This window comes from Streptomyces sp. DI166 (genome assembly GCF_900091315.1).
GTDB classification, from domain to species: domain Bacteria; phylum Actinomycetota; class Actinomycetes; order Streptomycetales; family Streptomycetaceae; genus Streptomyces; species Streptomyces fuscus.
This window is the reverse complement of sequence record NZ_FLSP01000015.1, coordinates 91597-114029: the sequence shown is the minus strand read 5'-3', so window position 1 is coordinate 114029 and position 22433 is coordinate 91597. Positions and strand designations below refer to the sequence as shown.

20 protein-coding genes and 1 pseudogene are annotated in these 22433 nt (G+C 72.3%); 13 read left to right on the top strand and 8 right to left on the bottom strand.

All coding sequences use genetic code 11. The features are described 5' to 3' along the window. The first annotated feature begins 59 nt into the window (after positions 1–59). Positions 60–806 (top strand): TrmH family RNA methyltransferase, encoded by a 747-nt coding sequence (locus GA0115233_RS10505; protein WP_093719881.1) that lies wholly within the window; start codon positions 60–62, stop codon positions 804–806. On the opposite strand, the gene paaN is transcribed toward GA0115233_RS10505, so the two are convergent. Further along, on the bottom strand, positions 803–2494 hold the full coding sequence (gene paaN, locus GA0115233_RS10500; protein WP_093719880.1) for a phenylacetic acid degradation protein PaaN: 1692 nt from the start codon (positions 2492–2494) through the stop codon (positions 803–805). The two genes, GA0115233_RS10505 and paaN, sit on opposite strands and share 4 nt — an antisense overlap. 161 nt (positions 2495–2655) lie before the next feature. On the opposite strand from paaN, the gene GA0115233_RS10495 reads away from it, so the two are divergent. From GA0115233_RS10495 to GA0115233_RS10485, 3 genes are all read left to right on the top strand, one after another. Then, positions 2656–4173, top strand: coding sequence for a 3-hydroxyacyl-CoA dehydrogenase (locus GA0115233_RS10495; protein ID WP_093719879.1), 1518 nt, complete (start codon positions 2656–2658; stop codon positions 4171–4173). Continuing rightward, the gene (locus tag GA0115233_RS10490) at positions 4170–4760 is read left to right on the top strand and encodes a TetR/AcrR family transcriptional regulator (RefSeq protein WP_093719878.1); all 591 of its coding nucleotides are present in this window, start codon (positions 4170–4172) and stop codon (positions 4758–4760) included. The genes GA0115233_RS10495 and GA0115233_RS10490 overlap by 4 nt, the downstream gene beginning before the upstream one ends. A gap of 71 nt (positions 4761–4831) precedes the next feature. Continuing rightward, on the top strand, positions 4832–5128 hold the full coding sequence (locus tag GA0115233_RS10485) for a hypothetical protein (protein ID WP_093719877.1): 297 nt from the start codon (positions 4832–4834) through the stop codon (positions 5126–5128). Between the two features lie 37 nt (positions 5129–5165). Here the strand turns inward: GA0115233_RS10485 and GA0115233_RS10480 are convergent, their stop codons facing one another. Continuing rightward, on the bottom strand, positions 5166–5648 hold the full coding sequence (locus GA0115233_RS10480; protein ID WP_093719876.1) for an Lrp/AsnC family transcriptional regulator: 483 nt from the start codon (positions 5646–5648) through the stop codon (positions 5166–5168). A gap of 190 nt (positions 5649–5838) precedes the next feature. On the opposite strand from GA0115233_RS10480, the gene pdhA reads away from it, so the two are divergent. The 6 genes and pseudogenes from pdhA to GA0115233_RS10450 all read left to right on the top strand — a co-directional run bounded on the left by pdhA (position 5839) and on the right by GA0115233_RS10450 (position 12708). Then, positions 5839–6969, top strand: a complete 1131-nt coding sequence (pdhA, locus tag GA0115233_RS10475) for a pyruvate dehydrogenase (acetyl-transferring) E1 component subunit alpha (RefSeq protein ID WP_093719875.1) — start codon at positions 5839–5841, stop codon at positions 6967–6969. Continuing rightward, positions 6966–7970, top strand: coding sequence for an alpha-ketoacid dehydrogenase subunit beta (locus GA0115233_RS10470; RefSeq protein WP_093719874.1), 1005 nt, complete (start codon positions 6966–6968; stop codon positions 7968–7970). The genes pdhA and GA0115233_RS10470 overlap by 4 nt, the downstream gene beginning before the upstream one ends. After that, on the top strand, positions 7970–9304 hold the full coding sequence (locus tag GA0115233_RS10465) for a dihydrolipoamide acetyltransferase family protein (RefSeq protein WP_093719873.1): 1335 nt from the start codon (positions 7970–7972) through the stop codon (positions 9302–9304). Before GA0115233_RS10470 ends, GA0115233_RS10465 begins: the two co-directional genes overlap by 1 nt. 69 nt (positions 9305–9373) lie before the next feature. Continuing rightward, a complete protein-coding gene (locus tag GA0115233_RS10460) occupies positions 9374–10258 on the top strand; it encodes an NTP transferase domain-containing protein (RefSeq protein WP_093719872.1) in 885 nt (294 codons plus the stop codon). Then, positions 10258–11614, top strand: a pseudogene (locus GA0115233_RS10455) (molybdopterin molybdotransferase MoeA). Before GA0115233_RS10460 ends, GA0115233_RS10455 begins: the two are co-directional and overlap by 1 nt. Further along, positions 11602–12708, top strand: a complete 1107-nt coding sequence (locus GA0115233_RS10450) for a potassium channel family protein (RefSeq protein ID WP_093719871.1) — start codon at positions 11602–11604, stop codon at positions 12706–12708. The pseudogene GA0115233_RS10455 and the gene GA0115233_RS10450 overlap by 13 nt, the downstream one beginning before the upstream one ends. 33 nt (positions 12709–12741) lie before the next feature. Here GA0115233_RS10450 and GA0115233_RS10445 read toward each other — a convergent pair whose 3' ends face one another. Together GA0115233_RS10445 and GA0115233_RS10440 are read right to left on the bottom strand one after the other, a co-directional pair. Then, entirely contained in the window at positions 12742–13590 is an 849-nt protein-coding gene (locus GA0115233_RS10445) for an ABC transporter permease (RefSeq protein WP_093719870.1), read from the bottom strand. Next, the gene (locus GA0115233_RS10440) at positions 13587–14609 is read right to left on the bottom strand and encodes an ATP-binding cassette domain-containing protein (RefSeq protein WP_093719869.1); all 1023 of its coding nucleotides are present in this window, start codon (positions 14607–14609) and stop codon (positions 13587–13589) included. Before GA0115233_RS10440 ends, GA0115233_RS10445 begins: the two co-directional genes overlap by 4 nt. A 107-nt stretch (positions 14610–14716) precedes the next feature. Between GA0115233_RS10440 and GA0115233_RS10435 the strand changes: the two genes are divergently transcribed. Beyond that, positions 14717–15697: an NAD(P)H-quinone oxidoreductase gene (locus tag GA0115233_RS10435; protein WP_093719868.1), complete on the top strand. Its 981-nt coding sequence runs from the start codon at positions 14717–14719 to the stop codon at positions 15695–15697. Positions 15698–15714: 17 nt separating this feature from the next. On the opposite strand, the gene GA0115233_RS10430 is transcribed toward GA0115233_RS10435, so the two are convergent. Beyond that, complete coding sequence (locus GA0115233_RS10430) at positions 15715–16089, bottom strand: hypothetical protein (RefSeq protein WP_093719867.1); 375 nt, start codon at positions 16087–16089, stop codon at positions 15715–15717. A 136-nt stretch (positions 16090–16225) separates the two neighbouring features. Here GA0115233_RS10430 and GA0115233_RS10425 point away from each other — a divergent pair, with 136 nt between their 5' ends. Further along, positions 16226–16768, top strand: coding sequence for a bacterial proteasome activator family protein (locus GA0115233_RS10425; RefSeq protein WP_093719866.1), 543 nt, complete (start codon positions 16226–16228; stop codon positions 16766–16768). An 89-nt stretch (positions 16769–16857) separates the two neighbouring features. Here the strand turns inward: GA0115233_RS10425 and GA0115233_RS10420 are convergent, their stop codons facing one another. After that, the gene (locus GA0115233_RS10420; RefSeq protein ID WP_093719865.1) at positions 16858–18477 is read right to left on the bottom strand and encodes a protein kinase domain-containing protein; all 1620 of its coding nucleotides are present in this window, start codon (positions 18475–18477) and stop codon (positions 16858–16860) included. 344 nt (positions 18478–18821) lie between these two features. Here GA0115233_RS10420 and GA0115233_RS10415 point away from each other — a divergent pair, with 344 nt between their 5' ends. Then, positions 18822–20390 carry a protein kinase domain-containing protein gene (locus GA0115233_RS10415; RefSeq protein ID WP_093719864.1) on the top strand — a complete coding sequence of 523 codons (1569 nt, stop codon included), beginning with the start codon at positions 18822–18824 and terminating at the stop codon, positions 20388–20390. Positions 20391–20393: 3 nt separating this feature from the next. Here the strand turns inward: GA0115233_RS10415 and GA0115233_RS10410 are convergent, their stop codons facing one another. Together GA0115233_RS10410 and GA0115233_RS10405 are read right to left on the bottom strand one after the other, a co-directional pair. Further along, positions 20394–21389 carry a phosphotransferase gene (locus GA0115233_RS10410; RefSeq protein WP_176711713.1) on the bottom strand — a complete coding sequence of 332 codons (996 nt, stop codon included), beginning with the start codon at positions 21387–21389 and terminating at the stop codon, positions 20394–20396. A 138-nt stretch (positions 21390–21527) separates the two neighbouring features. Beyond that, positions 21528–22196, bottom strand: a complete 669-nt coding sequence (locus GA0115233_RS10405; RefSeq protein ID WP_093719862.1) for a response regulator — start codon at positions 22194–22196, stop codon at positions 21528–21530. Positions 22197–22433: the final 237 nt, after the last annotated feature.

Below are 22433 nucleotides of genomic sequence, written 5' to 3'. Positions count from 1 at the left end.
TGCTCCCGGAGCAGCGCAGCCCGGAGAACCCCGAGCAGAGCCACGTAGCATCCCCCGTCATGACCGCCCCCGTCACCACCTGGCACCGCCTCGCCGGCACCGCCGTCCTGCTGGACGGCTTCCACGCCCTCAAGCACGCGGTGCGGTTCGGGGCCGAGGTGCCCGTGGCGGTGGCGGCGGACCGCGAGGCGGCCCTCGCCCTCGCCGGTGAACTGGCCCCCGACGTACGCGACCGGCTCGCCGCCCTGCTCACCGAGGTACCCGAGGACACGTACCGCTCCCTGGTCCCGCGCCCGCACCCCACGGCCGTCGCGGCGCTCGCGGTACGGCCGTCCCGCGCGGCGAACCTCCAGCGGCTGGCGGAGCGGCCGCGCACCGCCCCGGTGGTCCTGCTCGACCAGCCGCGCAACCTCGGCAACGCGGGCGCGGTGATCCGCCTGGCGGCGGGCTTCGGGGCGACGGGCGTCGTCACCACCGGCACGCTGGACCCCTGGCACCCCACGGTCGTCCGGGGCGGCGCCGGGCTGCACTTCGCCACGGCGGTGGAACGCGTCACGGAGGACGAGATCCCCCAGGGGCCGCTCTTCGCCCTCGACCCCGAGGGCGACGACATCCGGGCGGTGAAACTCCCGGACGACGCCGTCCTCGCCTTCGGCTCGGAACGCAGCGGCCTGTCACAGGTGGTCCGCGCCAGGGCGGACCACCTGCTCTCCCTGCCGATGCGCCCCCAGGTGTCCAGCTACAACCTGGCGACGAGCGTCGGGATGACGCTCTACCACTGGAGCCTGGGGCAGCTGCCTTCCTAGGCCTCCCGGCGCACCTCGACCACCCGGAACCGGTTGGCGACGAAGGCACCGTCGCACAGCGCGGCGTTGGCGGCCGGGTTGCCGCCGGAGCCGTGGAAGTCGGAGAACGCGGCCGTCTGGTTGACGTAGACCCCGCCGGTCAGGTTCAGCGACAGCTGCGCCGCCTCCTCCAGGCAGACCTCCTGCACCGCCTGCTCGACCTCGGAGTCCACGGTGTAGGCGCCGACCGTCATCGCGCCCTTCTCCCGGATCGTGCGCCGCAGCAGCTCCACCGCGTCGGCGGCGGAGTCCATGGCGACGGCGAAGGAGACCGGGCCGAAGCACTCGCTCATGTAGGCGGCCTCGTCGTCCGGCTTGGCGCCGTCCAGCTTGACGATGACCGGCGTGCGCACGACCGCGTCGGGGAAGTCGGGGTTGGTGACCTCGCGGGAGGCGAGGGCGACCTCGCCGAGCCCCGCCGCGGCCTCCAGGCGGGCCTTGACGTCGGGGTTCACGATCGCGCCGAGCAGCGCGTTGGCCCGCGCGTCGTCGCCGAGCAGCCCGTCCACCGCGCGGGCGAGGTCCGCGACGACCTCGTCGTAGCTGCGCGGACCGTCCTCGGTGCGGATGCCGTCGCGGGGGATCAGCAGGTTCTGCGGCGTGGTGCACATCTGGCCGCTGTACAGCGACAGCGAGAAGGCCAGGTTGGACAGCATGCCCTTGTAGTTGTCGGTGGACTCCACCAGCACCGTGTTGACGCCGGCCTTCTCCGTGTAGACCTGCGCCTGGCGGGCGTTGGTCTCCAGCCAGTCGCCGAAGGCGGTGGAGCCGGTGTAGTCGATGATCCGGATCTCGGGCCGCAGGGCGAGCGTCTTGGCGATGCCCTCGCCGGGCCGCTCGGCGGCGAGCGCGACCAGGTTCGGGTCGAACCCTGCCTCGGCGAGCACCTCGCGGGCGACCTGAACGGTGAGCGCCAGCGGCAGCACCGCGCGCGGGTGCGGCTTGACCAGCACCGCGTTGCCGGTGGCCAGCGAGGCGAACAGGCCCGGGTAGCCGTTCCAGGTCGGGAAGGTGTTGCAGCCGATCATCAGCGCGATGCCGCGCGGAACCGGCGTGAACTGCTTGGTGAGGTTCAGCGGGTCCCGCTTGCCCTGCGGCTTGCTCCACTCTGCCGTGTCGGGGGTGCGGACCTGCTCCACGTACGCGTAGGCCACCGCCTCCAGGCCGCGGTCCTGCGCGTGCGGGCCGCCCGCCTGGAACGCCATCATGAACGCCTGCCCGGAGGTGTGCATGACCGCGTGCGCGAACTCGTGGGTGCGGTCGCTGATCCGCTTGAGGATCTCCAGACAGACCACCGCGCGGATCTCCGCGCCCGCGTCCCGCCAGGCCCGCTGTCCGGCCTTCATCGCGGGCAGCAGCACGTCCACGTCCGCGTGCGGATACTCCACGCCGAGCGTGATCCCGTACGGGGAGACCTCGCCGCCCACCCAGTCGTCGGTGCCGGGCTGGCCGAGGTCGACGCGGGTGCCGAGCAGGGCGTCGAAGGCGGCCTTGCCCGCGGCCATGTCCAGGCTGCCGTTCTCCCCGTACGCCTTCGGGTGCTCCGGGTGCGGCGACCAGTACGCGCGCGTGCGGATCGATTCGAGCGCCTGGTCGAGGGTGGGCCGGTGCTTGGCGATCAGGTCGTGGGGGGTGAGGGCGGCGGCCATGCGAGACCAACTCCTTGGTTTCAAGAACTCCTCGTCGAGTTCATGACCTGGGCAGAAACATGGGCGGATACAGCCAGTCCCCAGTAGAGTAACCGAACGAACGGTCGGTACAAGGGGGTCCGCCGCATCTGTGGAAAACCCCGTGCGGGAGGATCGCGCTCATGACAGCACTCGACCTCAGCAGCCCCGTGGGCGTCGTCGGCACCGGCACCATGGGCCAGGGCATCGCCCAGGTCGCACTGGTCGCCGGGCACCCCGTACGGCTCTACGACGCGGTCCCCGGCAAGGCGCGGGAGGCGGCCGACGCCATCGGCGCGCGCCTGGACCGGCTCGTCGAGAAGGACCGGCTGACGGACACCGAACGGGACGCGGCCCGCGCCCGGCTGGAGCCCGTCGAGGGCGTCGCGGGCCTGGCCGACTGCTCCCTGGTCATCGAGGCCGTGCTGGAGCGCCTGGACGTCAAGCAGGAGCTGTTCCGGTCCCTGGAGGAGGTCGTCGCCGAGGACTGCCTGCTCGCCACCAACACCTCCTCCCTCTCCGTCACCGCCATCGGCGGCGCACTCGTCAACCCCGGCCGCTTCGTGGGCCTGCACTTCTTCAACCCGGCCCCGCTGCTGCCGCTGGTCGAGGTGGTCTCCGGGTTCGCCACCGACGTCACCTCCGCCACGCGCGCGTACGAGACGGCCCGCGCCTGGGGCAAGACCCCGGTCGCCTGCGCCGACACCCCCGGCTTCATCGTCAACCGCATCGCCCGCCCCTTCTACGCCGAGGCGTTCGCGGTCCACGAGTCCCAGGGCGCCGACCCCGCCACCATCGACGCGGTCCTGCGCGAGAGCGGCGGCTTCAGGATGGGCGCCTTCGAACTGACCGACCTGATCGGCCAGGACGTCAACGAGTCCGTCACCCACTCGGTGTGGCAGTCCTTCTTCCAGGACGTGCGCTTCACCCCGTCGCTGGCCCAGCGCCGCCTGGTCGAGTCCGGCCGCCTCGGCCGCAAGAGCGGGCACGGCTGGTACGACTACGCCCCGGACGCCGATCGCCCCGAACCGCACACCGCCGAGCCGGAACGCGCGCCCGCGTATGTCGTCGCCGAGGGCGACCTGGGCCCGGCCGGCGAACTGCTCGCGCTGCTGCGCGAGGCGGGCATCCAGGTGCGCGAGGAGGAAGAGGACCAGGGCACCCGGCTGGTCCTGCCCAGCGGCGGACAGCTCGCCCTCGCCGACGGGCAGACCTCGGTGGAGTTCCGGGACGTCGTCTACTTCGACCTCGCCCTCGACTACCGCCGGGCCACCCGGATCGCCCTGTCCGCCTCCCAGGACACCTCCCCGCAGACCCTCGCCGAGGCCATCGGCCTGTTCCAGGCGCTCGGCAAGAAGGTCAGCGTCATCGGCGACGTGCCCGGCATGATCGTCGCCCGTACGGTCGCCCGGATCGTCGACCTCGCGCACGACGCCGTCGCCAAGGGGGTCGCCACCGAGGAGGACATCGACACCGCGATGCGCCTCGGCGTGAACTACCCCCTCGGCCCCTTCGAGTGGAGCCGCCGCCTGGGCCGCAACTGGGCCTACTCCCTCCTCGACGACCTGCACCTGCGGGACCCCTCCGGCCGGTACGCGCCCTCCCTGGCCCTGTACCGGCACGCCTACGCCACCGACAAGCGGGAGGGCAGCGGCTCATGACCACCGCCAAGCGCGACACGTACACCCCCGAGACCCTGCTGTCGGTGGCCGTCCAGGTCTTCAACGAGCGCGGTTACGACGGCACGTCCATGGAGCACCTTTCGCGGGCCGCGGGTATCTCCAAGTCGTCGATCTACCACCACGTCACCGGCAAGGAGGAGCTCCTGCGCCGCGCGGTCAGCCGCGCCCTGGACGGCCTCTTCGGCATCCTCGACGAGGAGCCCGCCCGCACGGGCCGCGCCTCGGACCGCCTGGAACACGTGGTCCACCGCATGGTCGAGGTCCTCATAGCCGAGCTGCCCTACGTCACCCTGCTGCTGAGGGTCCGCGGCAACACCGACACCGAACGCCGGGCCCTGGACCGCCGCCGCGACTTCGACCACCGGGTGGCGGCGCTCATGCAGGCGGCGGCGGCCGACGGCGACATACGCTCCGACGTCGACGGCCGCCTCGCCACCCGCCTGGTCTTCGGCATGATCAACTCCATCGTGGAGTGGTACCGGCCGGAGATCCGGGGCATGGGCGAGCGCGAGGTCGCCGACGCGGTCGCGAAGGTGGTCTTCGAGGGGCTGCGGCGGGGCGACTGAGCACGCGCGCGTGCCCGGATGAGTACAACGCCCCATGGGCCCCGGCCGCCGGAGCGGGTGGACTGGGGCACATGAGCCGAGACGACAGCCCCGCGCCCGCAGCCGACCCCGGCTGGTGGCGGGCCCCTCTCCTGGCCACGCTGGCCGCGCTGCCGCTGGTGGCGTGGCAGTACGCCATGTTCGGCGACGTCACCTTCGAGGTCTTCGACTCGGTGGTCGTCTGGGGACTCGGCCTCATCGCGGTCTCCTGGCCGCTGCCGCGCCGCCGGACGGCGCGCACGCTGCGCCTCACGGCCGCCGTGGCGGGGCTGATCTGCACGGTCCTGCCGCTGCTGTTCCTGGTCTTCCTGGTCGTGACGCTGACCTAGGGCCCGCCGGCCGGGGTGCGCGTCGGGGGCGGGCGCCTCAGCCCTGCGGTTCCAGGTCCTCCTCCTCGAAGACCAGCAGGGTGCGGGTGCTGAGGACCTCCGGGATGGCCTGGAGACGGGTGAGGACCAGTTCGCGCAGAGCCCGGTTGTCCGGCGTGTGGACCAGGAGCAGGACGTCGAAGTCGCCGCCGACCAGGGCGATGTGGGAGGCGCCGGGGAGCTGGCGGAGCTGTTCGCGGACCGTGCGCCAGGTGTTCTGGACGATCTTCAGGGTGATGTACGCCGACGTGCCGTGCCCGGCGCGCTCGTGGTCGACGCGGGCCCCGAAGCCCCGGATGACGCCGTCCTCCAGGAGACGGTTGATGCGGGCGTAGGCGTTGGCGCGGGAGACGTGGACCCGCTCGGCGACGGACCGTATCGAGGCGCGGCCGTCGGCCTGGAGCATCTGGAGGATGTCCTGATCGATGGCGTCCAGCGGGCGCGGCGGCGGGAGGGAGGCCCCCTCGGGGCTGTCGGCCATTTGTTCAGGCGCCATGTCCCCCCGCCTCCCTGTCGTGGACGTACTGCGTTCATTGGAGGCTGTGGAGAACCGTTTGTCCACAGCCTGGCGGCGCCTGTAGCCAAAATGTGCCGACGACCGAACAATCGGTAGGTGAGGCGGGTCACAGGCGACACGCCTCCCGTAGCCGCTCCCACGAGGAGGTGCCGTCATGACGGTCATGGAGCAGCGAGGCGCGTATCGGCCATCGCCGCCGCCCGCCTGGCAGCCCCGTACCGACCCCGCGCCGCTGCTGCCGGACGCCGAGCCCTATCGCGTCCTCGGTACGGATGCGGCGGCCAAGGCCGACCCCGGTCTGCTGCGCCGCCTCTACGCGGAACTGGTGCGCGGCCGTCGGTACAACGCCCAGGCCACCGCGCTCACCAAGCAGGGCCGGCTCGCCGTGTACCCCTCGACCACCGGCCAGGAGGCCTGCGAGATCGCCGCCGCGCTCGCCCTTCAGGAGCGCGACTGGCTCTTCCCGAGCTACCGCGACACCCTCGCCGCCGTCGCCCGCGGCCTGGACCCCGTGCAGGCGCTCACCCTGCTGCGCGGCGACTGGCACACCGGCTACGACCCCCGCGAGCACCGCATCGCCCCGCTCTCCACGCCGCTGGCCACCCAGCTCCCGCACGCCGTCGGGCTCGCCCACGCCGCCCGCATCAAGGGCGACGACGTGGTCGCGCTCGCCATGGTCGGCGACGGCGGCACCAGCGAGGGCGACTTCCACGAGGCGCTGAACTTCGCCGCCGTCTGGCAGGCGCCGGTGGTCTTCCTGGTCCAGAACAACGGCTTCGCCATCTCCGTACCGCTCGCCAAGCAGACCGCGGCCCCGTCGCTGGCCCACAAGGCCGTCGGCTACGGCATGCCCGGCCGCCTGGTCGACGGCAACGACGCCGTCGCCGTGCACGAGGTGCTCACCGACGCCGTCAGCCGCGCCCGCGCGGGCGGCGGCCCCACCCTCATCGAGGCGATCACCTACCGCATCGACGCCCACACCAACGCCGACGACGCCACCCGCTACCGCGCGGACGCCGAGGTGGAGACCTGGCGCGACCACGACCCGATCGCCCTGCTGGAGCACGAGCTGACCGAGCGCGGACTGCTCGACGAGGCCGGCAAGCAGGCCGCCAAGGACGCCGCCGAGGCGATGGCCGCCGACCTGCGCGAGCGGATGAACGCCGACCCGGTCCTGGACCCGATGGACCTGTTCGCCCACGTGTACGCCGAGCCCACCCCGCAGCTGCGCGAGCAGCAGGCCCAGCTGCGGGCCGAGCTGGACGCCGAAGGGGACATGCGATGACCACTGTCGCGGTGAAGCCCGCCACCATGGCACAGGCCCTCACGCGCGCCCTGCGCGACGCCATGGCGGACGACCCGTCCGTGCACGTCATGGGCGAGGACGTCGGCACCCTCGGGGGTGTCTTCCGGGTCACCGACGGCCTCGCCAAGGAGTTCGGCGAGGACCGCTGCACCGACACCCCGCTCGCCGAGGCGGGCATCCTCGGCACCGCGGTCGGCATGGCCATGTACGGGCTGCGGCCGGTCGTGGAGATGCAGTTCGACGCGTTCGCCTACCCGGCGTTCGAGCAGCTGATCTCGCACGTCTCCCGGATGCGCAACCGCACCCGCGGCGCCATGCCCCTGCCGATCACCATCCGCGTGCCCTACGGCGGCGGCATCGGCGGCGTCGAGCACCACAGCGACTCCTCCGAGGCGTACTACATGGCCACCCCCGGCCTGCACGTCGTCACGCCCGCCACGGTCGCCGACGCCTACGGACTGCTGCGCGCCGCCATCGCCTCCGACGACCCGGTGGTCTTCCTGGAGCCCAAGCGGCTGTACTGGTCCAAGGACAACTGGAACCCGGACGCGCCGGCGAGCGTTGAACCGATCGGCCGTGCGGTGGTGCGGCGCCCCGGCCGGAGCGCCACGCTGATCACGTACGGTCCGTCCGTACCGGTCTGCCTCGAAGCCGCCGAGGCGGCCCGTGAGGAGGGCTGGGACCTGGAGGTCGTCGACCTGCGCTCGCTGGTGCCGTTCGACGACGAGACGGTCTGCGCCTCGGTACGCCGGACCGGACGAGCGGTCGTCGTGCACGAGTCGGGCGGGTTCGGCGGACCTGGCGGAGAGATCGCGGCCCGCGTCACGGAGCGCTGCTTCCACTACCTGGAGGCGCCGGTGCTCCGCGTCGCCGGGTTCGACATCCCCTATCCGCCGCCGATGCTGGAGCGTCACCACCTGCCCGGCGTGGACCGGATCCTGGACGCCGTGGGGCGTCTTCAGTGGGAGGCCGAGAGCTGATGGCACAGGTGTTGGAGTTCAAGCTCCCCGATCTGGGCGAGGGGCTCACCGAGGCGGAGATCGTGCGCTGGCTGGTGAACGTCGGCGATGTCGTCGCCGTCGACCAGCCGGTCGTCGAGGTCGAGACGGCCAAGGCGATGGTCGACGTGCCCTGCCCCTACGCCGGTGTGGTCACCGCCCGCTTCGGCGAGGAGGGCTCCGAACTGCCCGTGGGCGCCCCGCTGATCACGGTCGCCGTGGGCGCGGACGCCTCCGGCGGCTCCTCGGAGGGCTCCGGGAACGTGCTGGTGGGCTACGGCACCTCCGAGGCCCCGGCGCGCCGCAGGCGGGTGCGCCAGGCACAGCCCGCGGCGCGGAACGGCCGGGCGGAGCCCCGCGAGGTGCCCGAGGCACCGGCGGCTCCCGAGACACCGGCGGCCCCCGAACCGGCCCGCCCGTCCGACGGTCCCGTCCCCGTGATCTCCCCGCTGGTCCGCCGCCTCGCCCGCGAGAACGGCCTGGACCTGCGCGAACTGACCGGCTCCGGCCCCGACGGACTGATCCTGCGCGCGGACGTGGAGTACGCGCTGCGTGCCGCGGCGGCGCAGCACCGTACGGCGGCCCCGGCCCCGGCGCCCGCGCCCGTGGCGCGTCCGGTGGTCGGCGGCGAGACGCGTACGCCGCTCAAGGGCGTTCGCGGCGCGGTCGCCGACAAGCTCTCCCGCAGCCGCAGTGAGATCCCGGACGCCACCTGCTGGGTGGACGCCGACGCGACGGAGCTGATGCGCGCCCGTACCGCGATGAACGCGGCGGGCGGCCCGAAGATCTCCCTGCTGGCGCTGCTGGCCCGGATCTGCACGGCCGCGCTGGCCCGGTTCCCCGAGCTGAACTCCACGGTCGACCAGGAGGCCCGGGAGGTCGTCCGCTTCGACCACGTCCACCTCGGCTTCGCCGCGCAGACCGAGCGGGGCCTGGTCGTGCCGGTCGTCCGGGACGCCCACGCGCGGGACGCGGAGTCGCTGACCGCCGAGTTCGCCCGCCTCACCGAGTCGGCCCGCACCGGCACGCTGACGCCGGCGGAGCTGACCGGCGGCACGTTCACGCTGAACAACTACGGCGTCTTCGGCGTCGACGGCTCCACACCGATCATCAACCACCCCGAGGCCGCGATGCTCGGCGTGGGCCGCATCATCCCCAAGCCGTGGGTCCACGAGGGCGAACTCGCCGTCCGCCAGGTCGTCCAGCTCTCCCTCACCTTCGACCACCGCGTCTGCGACGGCGGCACAGCGGGCGGCTTCCTCCGCTACGTGGCGGACTGCGTGGAACAACCGGCGGTGTTGCTGCGCACCCTGTGACGCGTACCTCCCGAGTGTGTGACCTCCCCCGCGTTCCGCGTGATCGTGGGGGACACGCATACTCAGGGGGTGACCGCGTACGAGCCGCCCGAGCATCCGGGTACCGAGGCGTACGACGCCGTCGTGCTCGCCGGGGGTGCCGCGCGGCGGCTCGGGGGTGTCGACAAGCCCGGTCTCGGGGTCGGCGGGCGGTCGTTGCTGGAGCGTGTGCTCGCCGCGTGCGCCGACGCCCGGACCACCGTTGTCGTCGCCGATCCCAGGCCCGTACCCCGGCCGGTGGTCTGGGCGCGCGAGGAGCCCCCCGGCGGCGGGCCGCTGGCCGCCCTCGGGGCCGGGCTGAGCGCCACCACCGCCGACCACCTCGTCCTGCTCTCCGCCGATCTTCCCTTCCTCGACGCCGCGACCGTGCGCAGGCTGCTCGCCGCACTGGGCGCGAACGATGCCGACGGAGTGCTGGTCACCGACGCCGACGGCCGTGACCAGCCGCTCGTCGCCGCCTACCGGGCCCCCGCGCTGCGCGCGGCCCTCGCGGCCCTCACCGAGGAGCACGGCACCCTGACCGGCCTGCCGCTGCGCCGTCTCACCGCCGGTCTGAGTCTCAGCCGCGTCCCCGACCCCGTCGCGTCCTTCGACTGCGACACCTGGGACGACATCGCCACTGCCAGGGCACGCATCAGGGAGCATGGGCACGTGTTGGATGAATGGATCTCCGCAGTCAAGGACGAGCTGGGCATCGACCTCGACGTCGACACCAAGGTCCTGCTGGACCTCGCCCGCGACGCCGCCCACGGTGTGGCGCGGCCCGCGGCCCCGCTGACCACCTTCCTCGTCGGCTACGCCGCCGCCCGCGCCGAGGGCGGTCCCGAGGTGGTCGCCGAGGCCGCCCGCAAGGCCGCGGACCTGGCCAACCGCTGGGCCGAGGAACAGAAGACCGACGCCACCCCGGACGCCTGATGACCCCGCGCAGCGTCCAGGGCGACCCGGATGCCGAGGACCTCGACGTCGAGGAGGTGCTCGCCCTCGTGAAGGAGAACCCCGCGGGCGGCCCACCCGGACCCGAACGGCCCCGTCAACGCCAGGACAACGGCCACGGCCACGGCCACCACCGCGCCACACCCTGGCCCCGAGGCCCGCGCCGCCGCCGCCCGCGCCGGACGCGGCCCCGGCACCCGCCGCACGCCCGCCGAGGTCCCCCTCGACGCCGCGCTCGGCCTCACCCTGGCCGCCCCCCTCACCGCCCTCACCGACCTGCCCTCCTTCGACACCTCCGCGATGGACGGCTGGGCGGTCGCCGGACCGGGCCCCTGGGACGTGCGGGAGTCCGGCGTCCTCGCCGGGCACGCCGAGCCCGCCCCGCTCACCGACGGCGAGGCGGTCCGTATCGCCACCGGCGCCCGGGTCCCGCCGGACACCACCGCCGTCCTGCGCAGCGAGCACGGGCGCGGCGACGACAAGGGCCGCCTGCACGCCGACCGCGACCTCCCGCACGGCCAGGACATCCGTCCCCGCGGCCAGGAGTGCCGCTCCGGCGACCAGCTCCTGCCGGTCGGCACCCTGGTCACCCCGGCCGTCCTCGGCCTCGCCGCGGCCGCGGGCTACGACACCGTCACCGCCGTCCCCCGCCCCCGCGCCGAGGTACTGATCCTGGGCGACGAACTGCTCACCGAGGGCCTCCCGCACGACGGGCTGATCCGGGACGCGCTCGGCCCGATGCTGCCGCCCTGGCTGCGGGCGCTCGGCGCCGAGGTCACCACCGTGCGCCGCCTCGGAGACGACGCCGAGGCGCTGCACAAGGCCCTCGCCTACTCCGAGGCCGAGGTGATCGTCACCACCGGCGGCACCGCCGCCGGACCCGTGGACCACGTCCACCCCACCCTGCGCCGGCTGGGCGCCGAGCTGCTGGTCGACGGCGTCAAGGTCCGCCCCGGCCACCCCATGCTGCTGGCCCGCCTCAAGGAGAACCAGCACCTGGTGGGCCTGCCCGGCAACCCCCTCGCGGCCGTCTCCGGCCTGCTCACGCTCGCCGAGCCCCTGCTGCGCACCCTCGCCGCCCGCCCCGCCCCGGAGCCGTACACGCTGCCGCTGCGGGACGCCGCGCACGGGCACCCGTACGACACCCGGCTCGTGCCGGTCGTGCTGCGCGGCGACCACGCCGTACCGCTGCACTACAACGGGCCCGCGATGCTGCGGGGCATGGCGGCGGCCGACGCCCTGGCCGTCGTACCGCCCGGCGGGATCGCGGCCGGGCAGGAGGCGGAACTACTGGATCTGCCCTGGGCGTCCTCGGGGATCGGGGTGTGTTTCACGTGAAACTTCCGGGCAACGACGCCATCGCCCGCCAGCCGGACGAACACCTGGTCACCCACCGGATCAAACTGCCGCAGAAGGTGGTCGAGCACCCCTTCCGCCAGGTCGCCAAGCGCGTGATCATGGCATTGACGCTGCTGCTGCTCTGCTCGCTCATCGTCTACGCCGACCACGACGGCTACAACGACAGCTCCGACGGAAGCGTCGACTACCTCGACGCGTTGTACTACGCGACCGTCACCCTCTCCACCACGGGCTACGGCGACATCACCCCGGTCAGTGACGCCGCCCGGCTCATCAACATCCTCGTCATCACGCCGATGCGGGTGCTGTTCCTGATCATCCTGGTCGGCACCACGCTGGAGGTCCTCACCGAACGCACCCGGGAGGAATGGCGACTCAACCGCTGGAGGTCCACCTTGCGCGACCACACCGTCGTCGTCGGCTTCGGTACCAAGGGGCGCTCGGCGATCCAGACCGTCTGCGCGACGGGCCTGGCGAAGGAGCAGGTCGTCGTCGTCGACCCCAGCAGCAAGGTGATCGACGCCGCGACCGCCGAGGGCTACGCCGGTGTCGTGGGCGACGCGACCCGCAGCGATGTGCTCAAGCGCGCCGAGGTGCAGCGGGCCCGGAAGATCATCATCGCCACCCAGCGCGACGACACCGCCGTCCTGGTGACCCTGACCGCCCGCCAGATGAACCGCGGCGCCAAGATCGTGGCCGCGGTGCGCGAGGAGGAGAACGCCCCGCTGCTCAAGCAGTCCGGCGCCGACGCGGTCATCACCAGCGCCAGCGCCGCCGGACGGCTGCTCGGTCTGTCGGTACTCAGCCCCGCCGCGGGCATGGTGATGGAGGACCTGATCCAGCAGGGCACCGGGCTCGACATCGTCGAACGGCCGGTCATAAAGGCCGAGGTGGGCAAGGGGCCGAGGGAGATCGGCGATCTGGTGATCAGCGTGCTGCGCGGCCACCGCGTCCTCGGCTACGACGACCCGGCCGTCGGCACCCTCCAGGCGACGGACCGGGTCATCACCATCGTCCGGGCCACCCCGACCGTCCAGGTCGCGCCCGACATGCGTCCGATCCCCCAGGACTGAGCCCGGGGGACCGCAGCGGGACCGACCGAGGGGTTACTTGCGGTTGTACAGCCGCATCGTGATCGGCCCGAAGACCAGCATCAGCACCCCGGCCCACCCCAGGGACCAGGCGATCTCGTCGGCCGGCCAGTCGCCCGCCATCAGCTCCCGCACCGCGGAGGACAGATGGGTGATGGGGCTGTTGTTCACAAAGGCCTGGAGCCAGCCCGGCATGGTCTTCGGGTCGACGAAGACGTTGGACAGGAAGGTCAGCGGGAAGATCACCATCATGCTGACGCCCATGACCGACTTCTCGGTGCGCAGCAGCAGCCCGAACATCGTCCAGATCCACGAGAACGCGAACGAGAACACCACCAGCAGCGCGATCCCGGTGACCACGCCCACGACCCCGCCGTCGGGCCGGTAGCCGAGGATGATCCCGACGGTGAGCATCACCGCGGAGGCGAGGGTGTAGCGCACGGCGTCGCCGAGCAGATAGCCGACCATCGTCGACGGCCGCCAGATGGGCAGCGAGCGGAACCGGTCGAAGACACCCTTCTCGATGTCCGTGTTGACCGAGACCCCGGTGTACATCGTGATCATCACGACCGACATCACCAGGATGCCCGGCAGCAGGAACTGGATGTACTCCTTCGGGGACCCGGCCAGGGCGCCCCCGAACAGGTACGTGTACATCAGCACCATCATGATCGGGAACGCGGTGACGTCGAAGAGCTGCTCCGGCACGTGCTTGATCTTCAGCATGGCCCGCCAGCCGAAGGTCAGCGAGGCCGACAGCGCGCTCGGCCGCGGCGGACGCTCCCCGGTGACGAGCAGCTCGGCGAGCGACTCGGCGCTGACCGGGGCGAGTTCCTTGGCCTCGGAGGTTGTCGCAGTGCTCATGCCGCCACCTCGTCCTTGCTGTCACGGCCCAGGTCCTGACCGGAGTCCTGGCCGGTGTCGTGTCCGGTGAGGGCGAGGAAGACCTCGTCCAGGCTGGGCTGGCCCAGCGAGAAGTTGTCGACGGTGATCCCGGTGCGGGCCAGCTCGGCCAGCGCCCGGGACGCCTCCTCGGCCGCGCTGTCCCCGGTCGCCGAGGACAGCCGCGCGGTCAGCGCCACCGGGTCGGGCTCCAGCTGCACATCGGCGTCCAGCGTCGCCCGCAGCACCCGCTCGGCGTCCGGCCGCTGTCCCGGGTCGCGCAGCCGCAGATGGACCGAACCGGCGCCCACGGACGCCTTCAGCTCGCCCTTGGTGCCCTCGGCGATCACCTTTCCGTGGTCGATGACCGCGATCCGGGAGGCGAGCTGGTCGGCCTCGTCCAGGTACTGGGTGGTCAGCAGCACGGTGGTGCCCTGGGCGACCACCGCGCGCACGATGTCCCACACCTGGTTGCGGCTGCGCGGGTCGAGCCCGGTGGTCGGCTCGTCGAGGAAGAGCAGATCGGGCGTGTTGAGGATGGACGCGGCGATGTCGATCCGGCGCCGCATACCGCCCGAGTAGTGCTTGACCTGCTTCGCCGCCGCCTCGGAGAGCCCGAACGCCTCCAGGAGCTGCTCGCTGCGGCGGCGCGCGGCCTGCTTGGAGTGGCCGAGCAGCCGCCCCAGCAGGACCAGGTTCTCGGTGCCGGTGAGGTCCTCGTCCACCGAGGCGTACTGGCCGGTGAGGCTCACCCGGCCGCGTACCTCGTCGGCCTCGCGCACGACGTCGTGGCCGAACACATGGGCCTCACCGCCGTCCGGGCGCAGCAGGGTGGCGAGCATCTTCACGGTGGTGGTCTTCCCGGCGCCGTTCGGCCCGAGGACGCCGTAGACCGTGCCGGCCGGCACCGCGAGGTCGACTCCGTCGACGGCCCTGGTCTCGCCGAACGTCTTCACCAGGCCCGCTGTCTCGATGGCCAGGGCCGGCGTGTGCTGGCTCATGGTGGGTTGTCCTTCCGCGTACATGGGTTACGCATCAGAGACCGTCACCGTGGCCCGAACTCATCGGTGATCGCACCTCGATTTCGGCGAGGAGTAGCGTCGCCCCCATGCATGCGATCACGATTGACGAACCCGGTGGACCCGAGGCGCTGGTGTGGGCCGAGGTCCCCGATCCGGTGCCCGGCGAGGGTGAGGTCCTCATCGAGGTGGCGGCGAGCGCGGTGAACCGGGCCGACCTGCTTCAGCGGCAGGGCTTCTACGACCCGCCGCCCGGCGCGTCCCCCTATCCGGGCCTGGAGTGCTCGGGGCGTATCGGCGCGGTCGGCCCCGGGGTCTCCGGCTGGGCGGTCGGCGACGAGGTGTGCGCGCTGCTCGGGGGCGGCGGTTACGCGGAGAAGGTCGTCGTGCCGGTCGGGCAGGTGCTGCCGGTGCCCAAGGGCGTGGGCCTGGTCCAGGCGGCGGCGCTGCCCGAGGTGGTCTGCACGGTCTGGTCGAACGTCTTCATGGTCGCCCATCTGCGGCCCGGCGAGACGCTGCTGGTGCACGGCGGCTCCAGCGGCATCGGCACCATGGCGATCCAGCTCGCCAAGGCCGTCGGCGCGAAGGTCGCGGTCACCGCGGGGACCAGGCAGAAGCTGGACCGGTGCGCCGAGCTGGGCGCGGACATCCTGATCAACTACCGGGAGCAGGACTTCGTCGAGGAGATCGCGAAGGCCACCGACGGCGCGGGCGCCGACGTCATCCTCGACAACATGGGCGCCAAGTACCTGGACCGCAATGTGCGCGCCCTCGCGGTCAACGGGCGGCTGGCGGTGATCGGCCTCCAGGGCGGCGTGAAGGGCGAGCTGAACATCGGCGCGCTGCTGAGCAAGCGAGCCGCGATCAGCGCGACCTCGCTGCGGGCCCGCCCGCTGGCCGAGAAGACGGCGATCGTGGCCGCCGTGCGCGAGCATGTGTGGCCGCTGCTGGACGGCGGGCACGTGCGTCCGGTCGTGGACCGGGAGATCCCGATGAGCGACGCGGCCGCCGCGCACCGGGTCGTGGCGGAGAGCACCCACATCGGCAAGGTCCTGCTGGTGACGGGCTGAGCCGACAAGGAGCGGGCTCAGTCCGTACGCCGCAGCCGCAGCCCCAGGAAGGCGAGCCCGAGGCCGAGCCCGATCAGTACCAGCCCGCTGCCCAGCGGCAGCACCTCCACCACCGGCCCGGACGGTACGACGGCGTCCACGGGCTCGCCGGTCGCCGGGCCGGGCTCCGGGGTGGGGGAGGCGGCGACCGGCCGCTGTTCCTCCTCGGGCTCCGGCACCCCCACGTCCGGCCGCCCGGGGCGCTCCCGCCCCTCCCCGGCCGCGCTCCCGGCACGGGACGCCGGGGCGGAGGGCGGGGCGGCCGGCTCGCCGTACGCCACCCCGCCCCCGAATCCGCCCACGAGCACGACGAGCAGTGCCGTCGCGCGTACTGTCCGCAGCCATCGCGTCACAGACACAAGCCTCACATCATTGGACGCTGCGGGCATTTCCGGCGCCGTCACCGGGTCGAACCCCACGTAAACGGTGGATCACCCCTCCCAGGGGGCACCACGCTGATGAGATGTAAGGGTGCGAGAGAATGGCGGCATGGAGATGCCGAGGAACGAAAGGTCGCCCGAGAACCCGCAGATCCTGGTCGTGGGCCAGGACGGTATGGCGCTCAGCGGTGGCAACGCAGACGAGGACTCCCGCGAGATTCCGGTGACGGAGCAGGTGGAGCAGCCCGCGAAGGTCATGCGGATCGGCAGCATGATCAAGCAGCTGCTCGAAGAGGTGCGCGCGGCTCCTCTCGACGAGGCCAGCCGGGTCCGCCTCAAGGAGATCCACGCCAGCTCGGTGAAGGAGTTGGAGGACGGCCTCGCTCCGGAGCTGGTGGAGGAACTGGAGCGTCTGTCCCTGCCGTTCACCGACGAGGGCACCCCGTCCGATGCGGAACTGAGGATCGCGCAGGCCCAGTTGGTGGGCTGGCTGGAGGGACTCTTCCACGGGATCCAGACCACCCTGTTCGCCCAGCAGATGGCGGCCCGCGCCCAGTTGGAGCAGATGCGCCGGGCCCTGCCGCCGGGCGCCCTGCAGGAGGGCGGCGACGACCCGCGCACCGGCGGCCGCTCGGGCGGACCGTACCTCTAGAAGCGGGTCCTCCCGGGAACAAGCCGAAGGGCCCGGCGGTCGGTGCGACCGCCGGGCCCTTCTCCGTCCTCGTCTTCGCGCAGGTGCCGTCAGGCCGGGTTGCCCGTGGAGACGTTGAGCTGGATCTTCGGCGCGTTCTGCGGGTCGATGTCGGTCCCCGGCGTCGGGAACTGCTCCATCACCGTGTCCTGGCCGTAGGTGTTCTCGTCCACGTCCTTGCGCTCGACCTCCCAGCCGGCGGCACGGGCGCAGGCACGCACGGAGTCGTAGTCCTTGAACGTGAAGTTCGGGAGCTCCACCTTGTCGGGGTCGTTGTACGACTCCACCGGGTCGGTGCACTTCTCCTTGTCGATGGTCCGCGACTTGTCCGGCCCCCGGTGCCCCTCGACCACTGAGGGGGAAGCGCTGCCGTCGGCCTTCGGGTCCTTGCCGTCGCCGCCGTTCAGCGTCAGCGCGGCGATCAGACCGCCCACCGCGAGCACCGACACCACGATCGAGCCGATGATCACCGGCTTGTTGTTGCGGCGCCCGCCCCCGGAGGGGGAGACGGCGGTGGTCTGCGGGGTGATGTTGTACGGCGGCGGCGTCGAGGCGTACCCGGCCGGTGCCGGGGTCGCGTAGCCCTGCTGCGCCTGCGGATAGCCGTAGGACGGCGCGGGCGCGGGGGTCGGCGTGCCGTACGGGTTGGGCGTCGGCGCGGGCTGGTACGGCGTCTGCACCGGCCCGGTCGGCGCCGGGGTCGACTGGTCGACCGGCGGGAAGACCGCGGAGCCGACACCGGAGCCGCTGGCGGTCTGGGCACCCGGCACGATGTTCGGCGCGGCGGCCTGGAAGGAGGACGCCACCCGCAGGCACTCGTCCCGCATGGCCTCGGCGTTCGGGAAGCGCTCGTTGGGGTTCTTGCGCAGCGCGCGGGCGATCAGCGCGTCCACCGCCGGAGGCAGCGAGCGGTTGATCGAGGAGGGCGCGACCGGCTCCTCCTGTACGTGCGCGTACGCGATCGCCAGTGGCGAGTCGGCGTCGAACGGCAGCCGCCCGGTGACCAGTTGGAAGAGCATGATGCCGACCGAGTACAGGTCGGAGCGGGCGTCGACGCCCCGGCCCAGGGCCTGCTCCGGGGAGAGGTACTGCGGGGTGCCGACCACCATGCCGGTCTGGGTCATCGAGGTGACGCCGGACTGCATGGCGCGGGCGATGCCGAAGTCCATCACCTTGACCACGCCGCGCTTGGTCATCATCACGTTGCCCGGCTTGATGTCCCGGTGGACCAGCCCCATCTCGTGGCTGATCTCCAGCGCCGCGAGCACGTCCGCGGTGATCTTCAGCGCCTTGTCGGCGGGCATCGCGCCCTGCCGGCGGATGTCCTCGTCGAGCACCGAGCCGAGCGGGCGGCCCTCGACGTACTCCATGACGATGTACGGCGTCGTCATACCGTCGACGACGTCCTCGCCGGTGTCGAACACCGAGACGATGTTGGTGTGCGTGAGCTTGGCCACGGCCTGGGCCTCGCGGCGGAACCGCTCGCGGAAGGCCTGTTCGCGGCCGAGTTCGGTGTGCAGGGTCTTGACCGCCACCTGGCGGTCGAGCACGGCGTCGTACGCGAGGTGCACCGAGGCCATGCCGCCTTCGCCGAGCAAATCGCGCAGCTGGTAGCGGCCGTCCGCCAGCGCCCGTCCCGCGTACCGCCCCTGTGCGCCGTCCTGGCTCATGTCTCCGTGTCCCCCATAGCCCGTTGGCGCCGGCGATTGTCGTGGATCAGTCGTTGATCGAAAGTGCTATTCCCGGCCAAGTCTGCCCCAGGGCACTGACACGTCAAGCTCGGTGCCCGTTCCGTGACCGTACGCGAAAGAAGCGTCGCGCAAGCGTTACAGGGGGCCTACGGCCGGTACACAGAATTTGCACGACGCACCGCTTGCGGGTTTCATGACCGGTCCGTCCCGGACCGGCCGAGGGCACCGTCCCGGACCGGCGGCCCGCGCGGAGGCTGTAGCGTGGCCGACGGAGACCGTAACAACACCGCGCGCACCGCGGGCAGAAACGACGGCGAGGACTGATGGCACAGCAGCAGCGCGCTCAGGGCCCGTCCGACCCCGAGGCGACTGGCGGCGGTATGTCAGATGCGCCGGAGATGTGGGGTAACGGCGGGCTGGTCGGCGACGGCCGGTATCGGCTCACCCGCAGACTGGGCCGGGGCGGCATGGCCGAGGTGTTCGCCGCGGAGGACGTCCGGCTCGGACGGACCGTCGCGGTGAAGCTGCTGCGCGCCGACCTCGCCGAGGACCCGGTCTCCAAGGCCCGTTTCACGCGCGAGGCCCAGTCGGTCGCCGGCCTCAACCACCATGCGATCGTGGCCGTGTACGACTCCGGTGAGGACGTCGTCGGCGGCCAGAGCGTGCCGTACATCGTCATGGAGCTGGTCGAGGGACGCACCATCCGCGACCTGCTCATCAACGCCGAGGCGCCGGGCCCGGAGCAGGCCCTGATCATCGTCTCCGGGGTGCTGGAGGCGCTCGCCTACTCGCACCAGCACGGCATCGTGCACCGCGACATCAAGCCGGCGAACGTCATCATCACCAACAACGGCGCGGTGAAGGTGATGGACTTCGGCATCGCCCGCGCGCTGCACGGCGCGTCCACGACGATGACGCAGACCGGCATGGTCATGGGCACCCCGCAGTACCTCTCCCCGGAGCAGGCGCTCGGCAAGGCCGTCGACCACCGCTCCGACCTGTACGCGACGGGCTGCCTGCTGTACGAACTCCTCGCCCTGCGGCCCCCGTTCACCGGTGAGACCCCGCTCTCGGTGGTCTACCAGCACGTCCAGGACATCCCCACGCCCCCGTCGGAGGTCTCCGACGCCTCGCCGCCGGAGCTGGACGGCCTGGTCATGCGCTCCCTCGCCAAGGAGCCCGACGACCGCTTCCAGACCGCCGAGGAGATGCGCGGCCTGGTCCAGTACGGCCTGCAGATGCTGTACGACCAGGGCGGGCACACCGGCACCTGGAACACCGGCCCGGTCGACATGCACGAGGGCCGCCACACCCCGTCCGCGGGCTTCGCGCAGACGGCCGTGATGGGCCACCCGGGCGCCGACGCCTCCGGTACGACGCAGATCCCGCAGCCGATCCTGCCCGGCCGCTACGGCGGCGACGACGGCGGCTTCGAGGGCCACGGCAACCGGGGCAGCGGCCGCGGCAAGCTGTGGATCCTCGCCGTGCTCGCGGTCGTCGCCATCGCGGCGGGCGTCGCCCTCGCCCTGAACAACGGCGGCGACAAGAAGCCCGGCACGGACACCACCAAGTCCCCGAGCGTCACCCAGTCCGAGGACGACAAGACGGCCGACGAGTCCCCGACGGACGACGAGGACGACTTCCCCACGGACGACCCCGACACGGACAACGGCACCAACACGGACGGCGGCACGGGCTGGACCCCGGACCCGACCCCGACGTACACGCCGTCCCAGACGGCCACGACGCCGCCGCCGGACCCGACGGACACGGCCACCGAGCCGACGGAGCCGACGGACGACCCGACGGAAACCGAGACGGAGCCGACGGCCCCGACCGGCGACCCGACGGGTGGCACGGACGAGGGTGCCACGGGCGACCTGTCCGGCTGAGGCTCAGTCCACGAACGCGTCGCACACCGTGTCGTACTCCCGGGTCCACCAGACCGCCAGCGCCGAGGCGGCCGGGAACTGGGGGTCGGCCCGGGTGTCGCCGCGTTCGTAGTGCCAGCGGAGCATCCAGAAGTCGTTCAGGCGCTCCCACCACACGCGGTGGACCGCCGCCGCGAGTTCCGACGCGGTGGCGCCCGCCGCGCGCCGGTACGCGCGCGTGTAGGCGCGCACCTTCGGCAGGTCCAGCGTGCCCGCGGGCCGGACGAAGAAGATCGCGGCGGCGCGGACGGCCTCCTCCGCGCGGGGCTGGACGCCGAGGCGGTCCCAGTCGACGATCGCGGCGGGGGCGTCACCCTTGTAGAGCAGGTTGAAGGGGTGGAAGTCCCCGTGCACCCAGCCCACCGGGCCCCCGGCCGGGGGGCGCCGGTCGGCGTGCCGTTCCAGCAGCTCGCGCCGCTCCAGCAGCCGGTGCCGGGCGAGCGCGTCGAAGGAGTCGGCGGGCCGGTGCCGGCGCACCCGGCCGAGCAGGTCCGCGATCAGGGCGAAGGTGTCCTCGGGGTCGGCGGCCTGAGCGGGCTGCCGCGGTGAGGGCGGCATCACGCGCTCCAGGCCCGCGTGCACGGCCCCGAGCAGCGCGCCGAGCCGGGTGCACTGGCCCGGGGTGAGCTGGCCGCCGTGCCGGTGCCTGCCGTCGATCCAGGGGTGCAGGGCGTAGGCGTGCCCGCCGATCACCGCGACCGTGCGGCCGTCCCGCGCGGGCAGCGGCGGCGCCACGGGGACGCCGAGGTCGGCCAGGCGCCGGGTGGCCCGGTGCTGGCGGACGATCGCGGCGGGGTCGGCCGTCTCGGGGTCGAAGTGGTGCTTGAGGAAGTAGCGGCCGCGCGTCGTGCGCAGCCGGTAGCCGCGGTTGAGCAGCCCCTGGTCGACCGGTTCACAGGTGACGGCGCATCCGGCTGCGTACTGGCGCAGGAGGGCGCCCAACGGGGGCGCGGGATGCACAGGGGGTGGTACACAAGGGCGCGGCACGCGCCAGATGCTAGGGCACGAGCCGGGGCCCTGAGCTGGGCATTGTCACAGAAAGTCGACGTCAGTCGCATTCGGTCACGGGATGCTCCGGAAGTGGCCCGGAGAGGACGATCAGCCCTTCTCCGCCTGCATCCGCGCGACATACGCGGCCGCCTGCGAACGCCGTCGCATTCCGAGCTTGGCGAGCAGGCCGGAGACGTAATTCTTGATCGTTTTCTCGGCGAGACCGAGTTCCTCGCCGATCTGCCGGTTGGTGAGCCCCTCGCCGATCAGGTCGAGAATCCGGCGCTCCTGGTCGGTGAGCGCGTCGAGTTTCCCGTCCCGGTCGGCGGACTTCGCCCGCTCCCCGTCGCGCAGCCGCTCCAGCAGGCGCGCGGTGGCCGCCGGGTCCAGCAGCGACTTCCCCGCCGCCACGCTGCGCACCGCGTCCAACAGCTCGGTGCCGCGGATCGCCTTGAGCGCATAGCCGGAGGCCCCCGCCAGGATCGCCTCGAACAGTGCCTCGTCGTCCGCGTACGAGGTCAGCATCAGGCATTTCACCGACTCGTCCCGGGACCGGATCTCCCGGCACACCTCGACCCCGCTGCCGTCCGGAAGGCGTACGTCCAGGACCGCCACATCGGGCCGGGTGGCCGCGATCCGGGCCAGCGCCCGGGCGGCCGTACCGGCCTCGCCGACCACCTCGATGTCGTCCTCGACGGAGAGCAAATCCTGCACCCCCCGCCGCACGACCTCGTGGTCGTCCAGCAGAAATACCCGGATTTTTCCGCTTTCGCGCACTCGACAAGTCAAACACGAAAAGTCTTCCGGTGAGCTGGGTGCCCGGGATAACGTGCCGTTGCTCCGGCCTCCTGCAAGGCTGTGACCAGCACCCTTCGAGTTCCTCGCGATTTACTTGGAAATCCAAGCAAAATCGCAGGTCAAATGGGGTTTCACAGAAATGTGGAGCACTGGGTAACGTGATGATTGCAGGGCGCTCGCCGGGGCACCTGTCACGCCTGTTCCGGCCGAGTGACA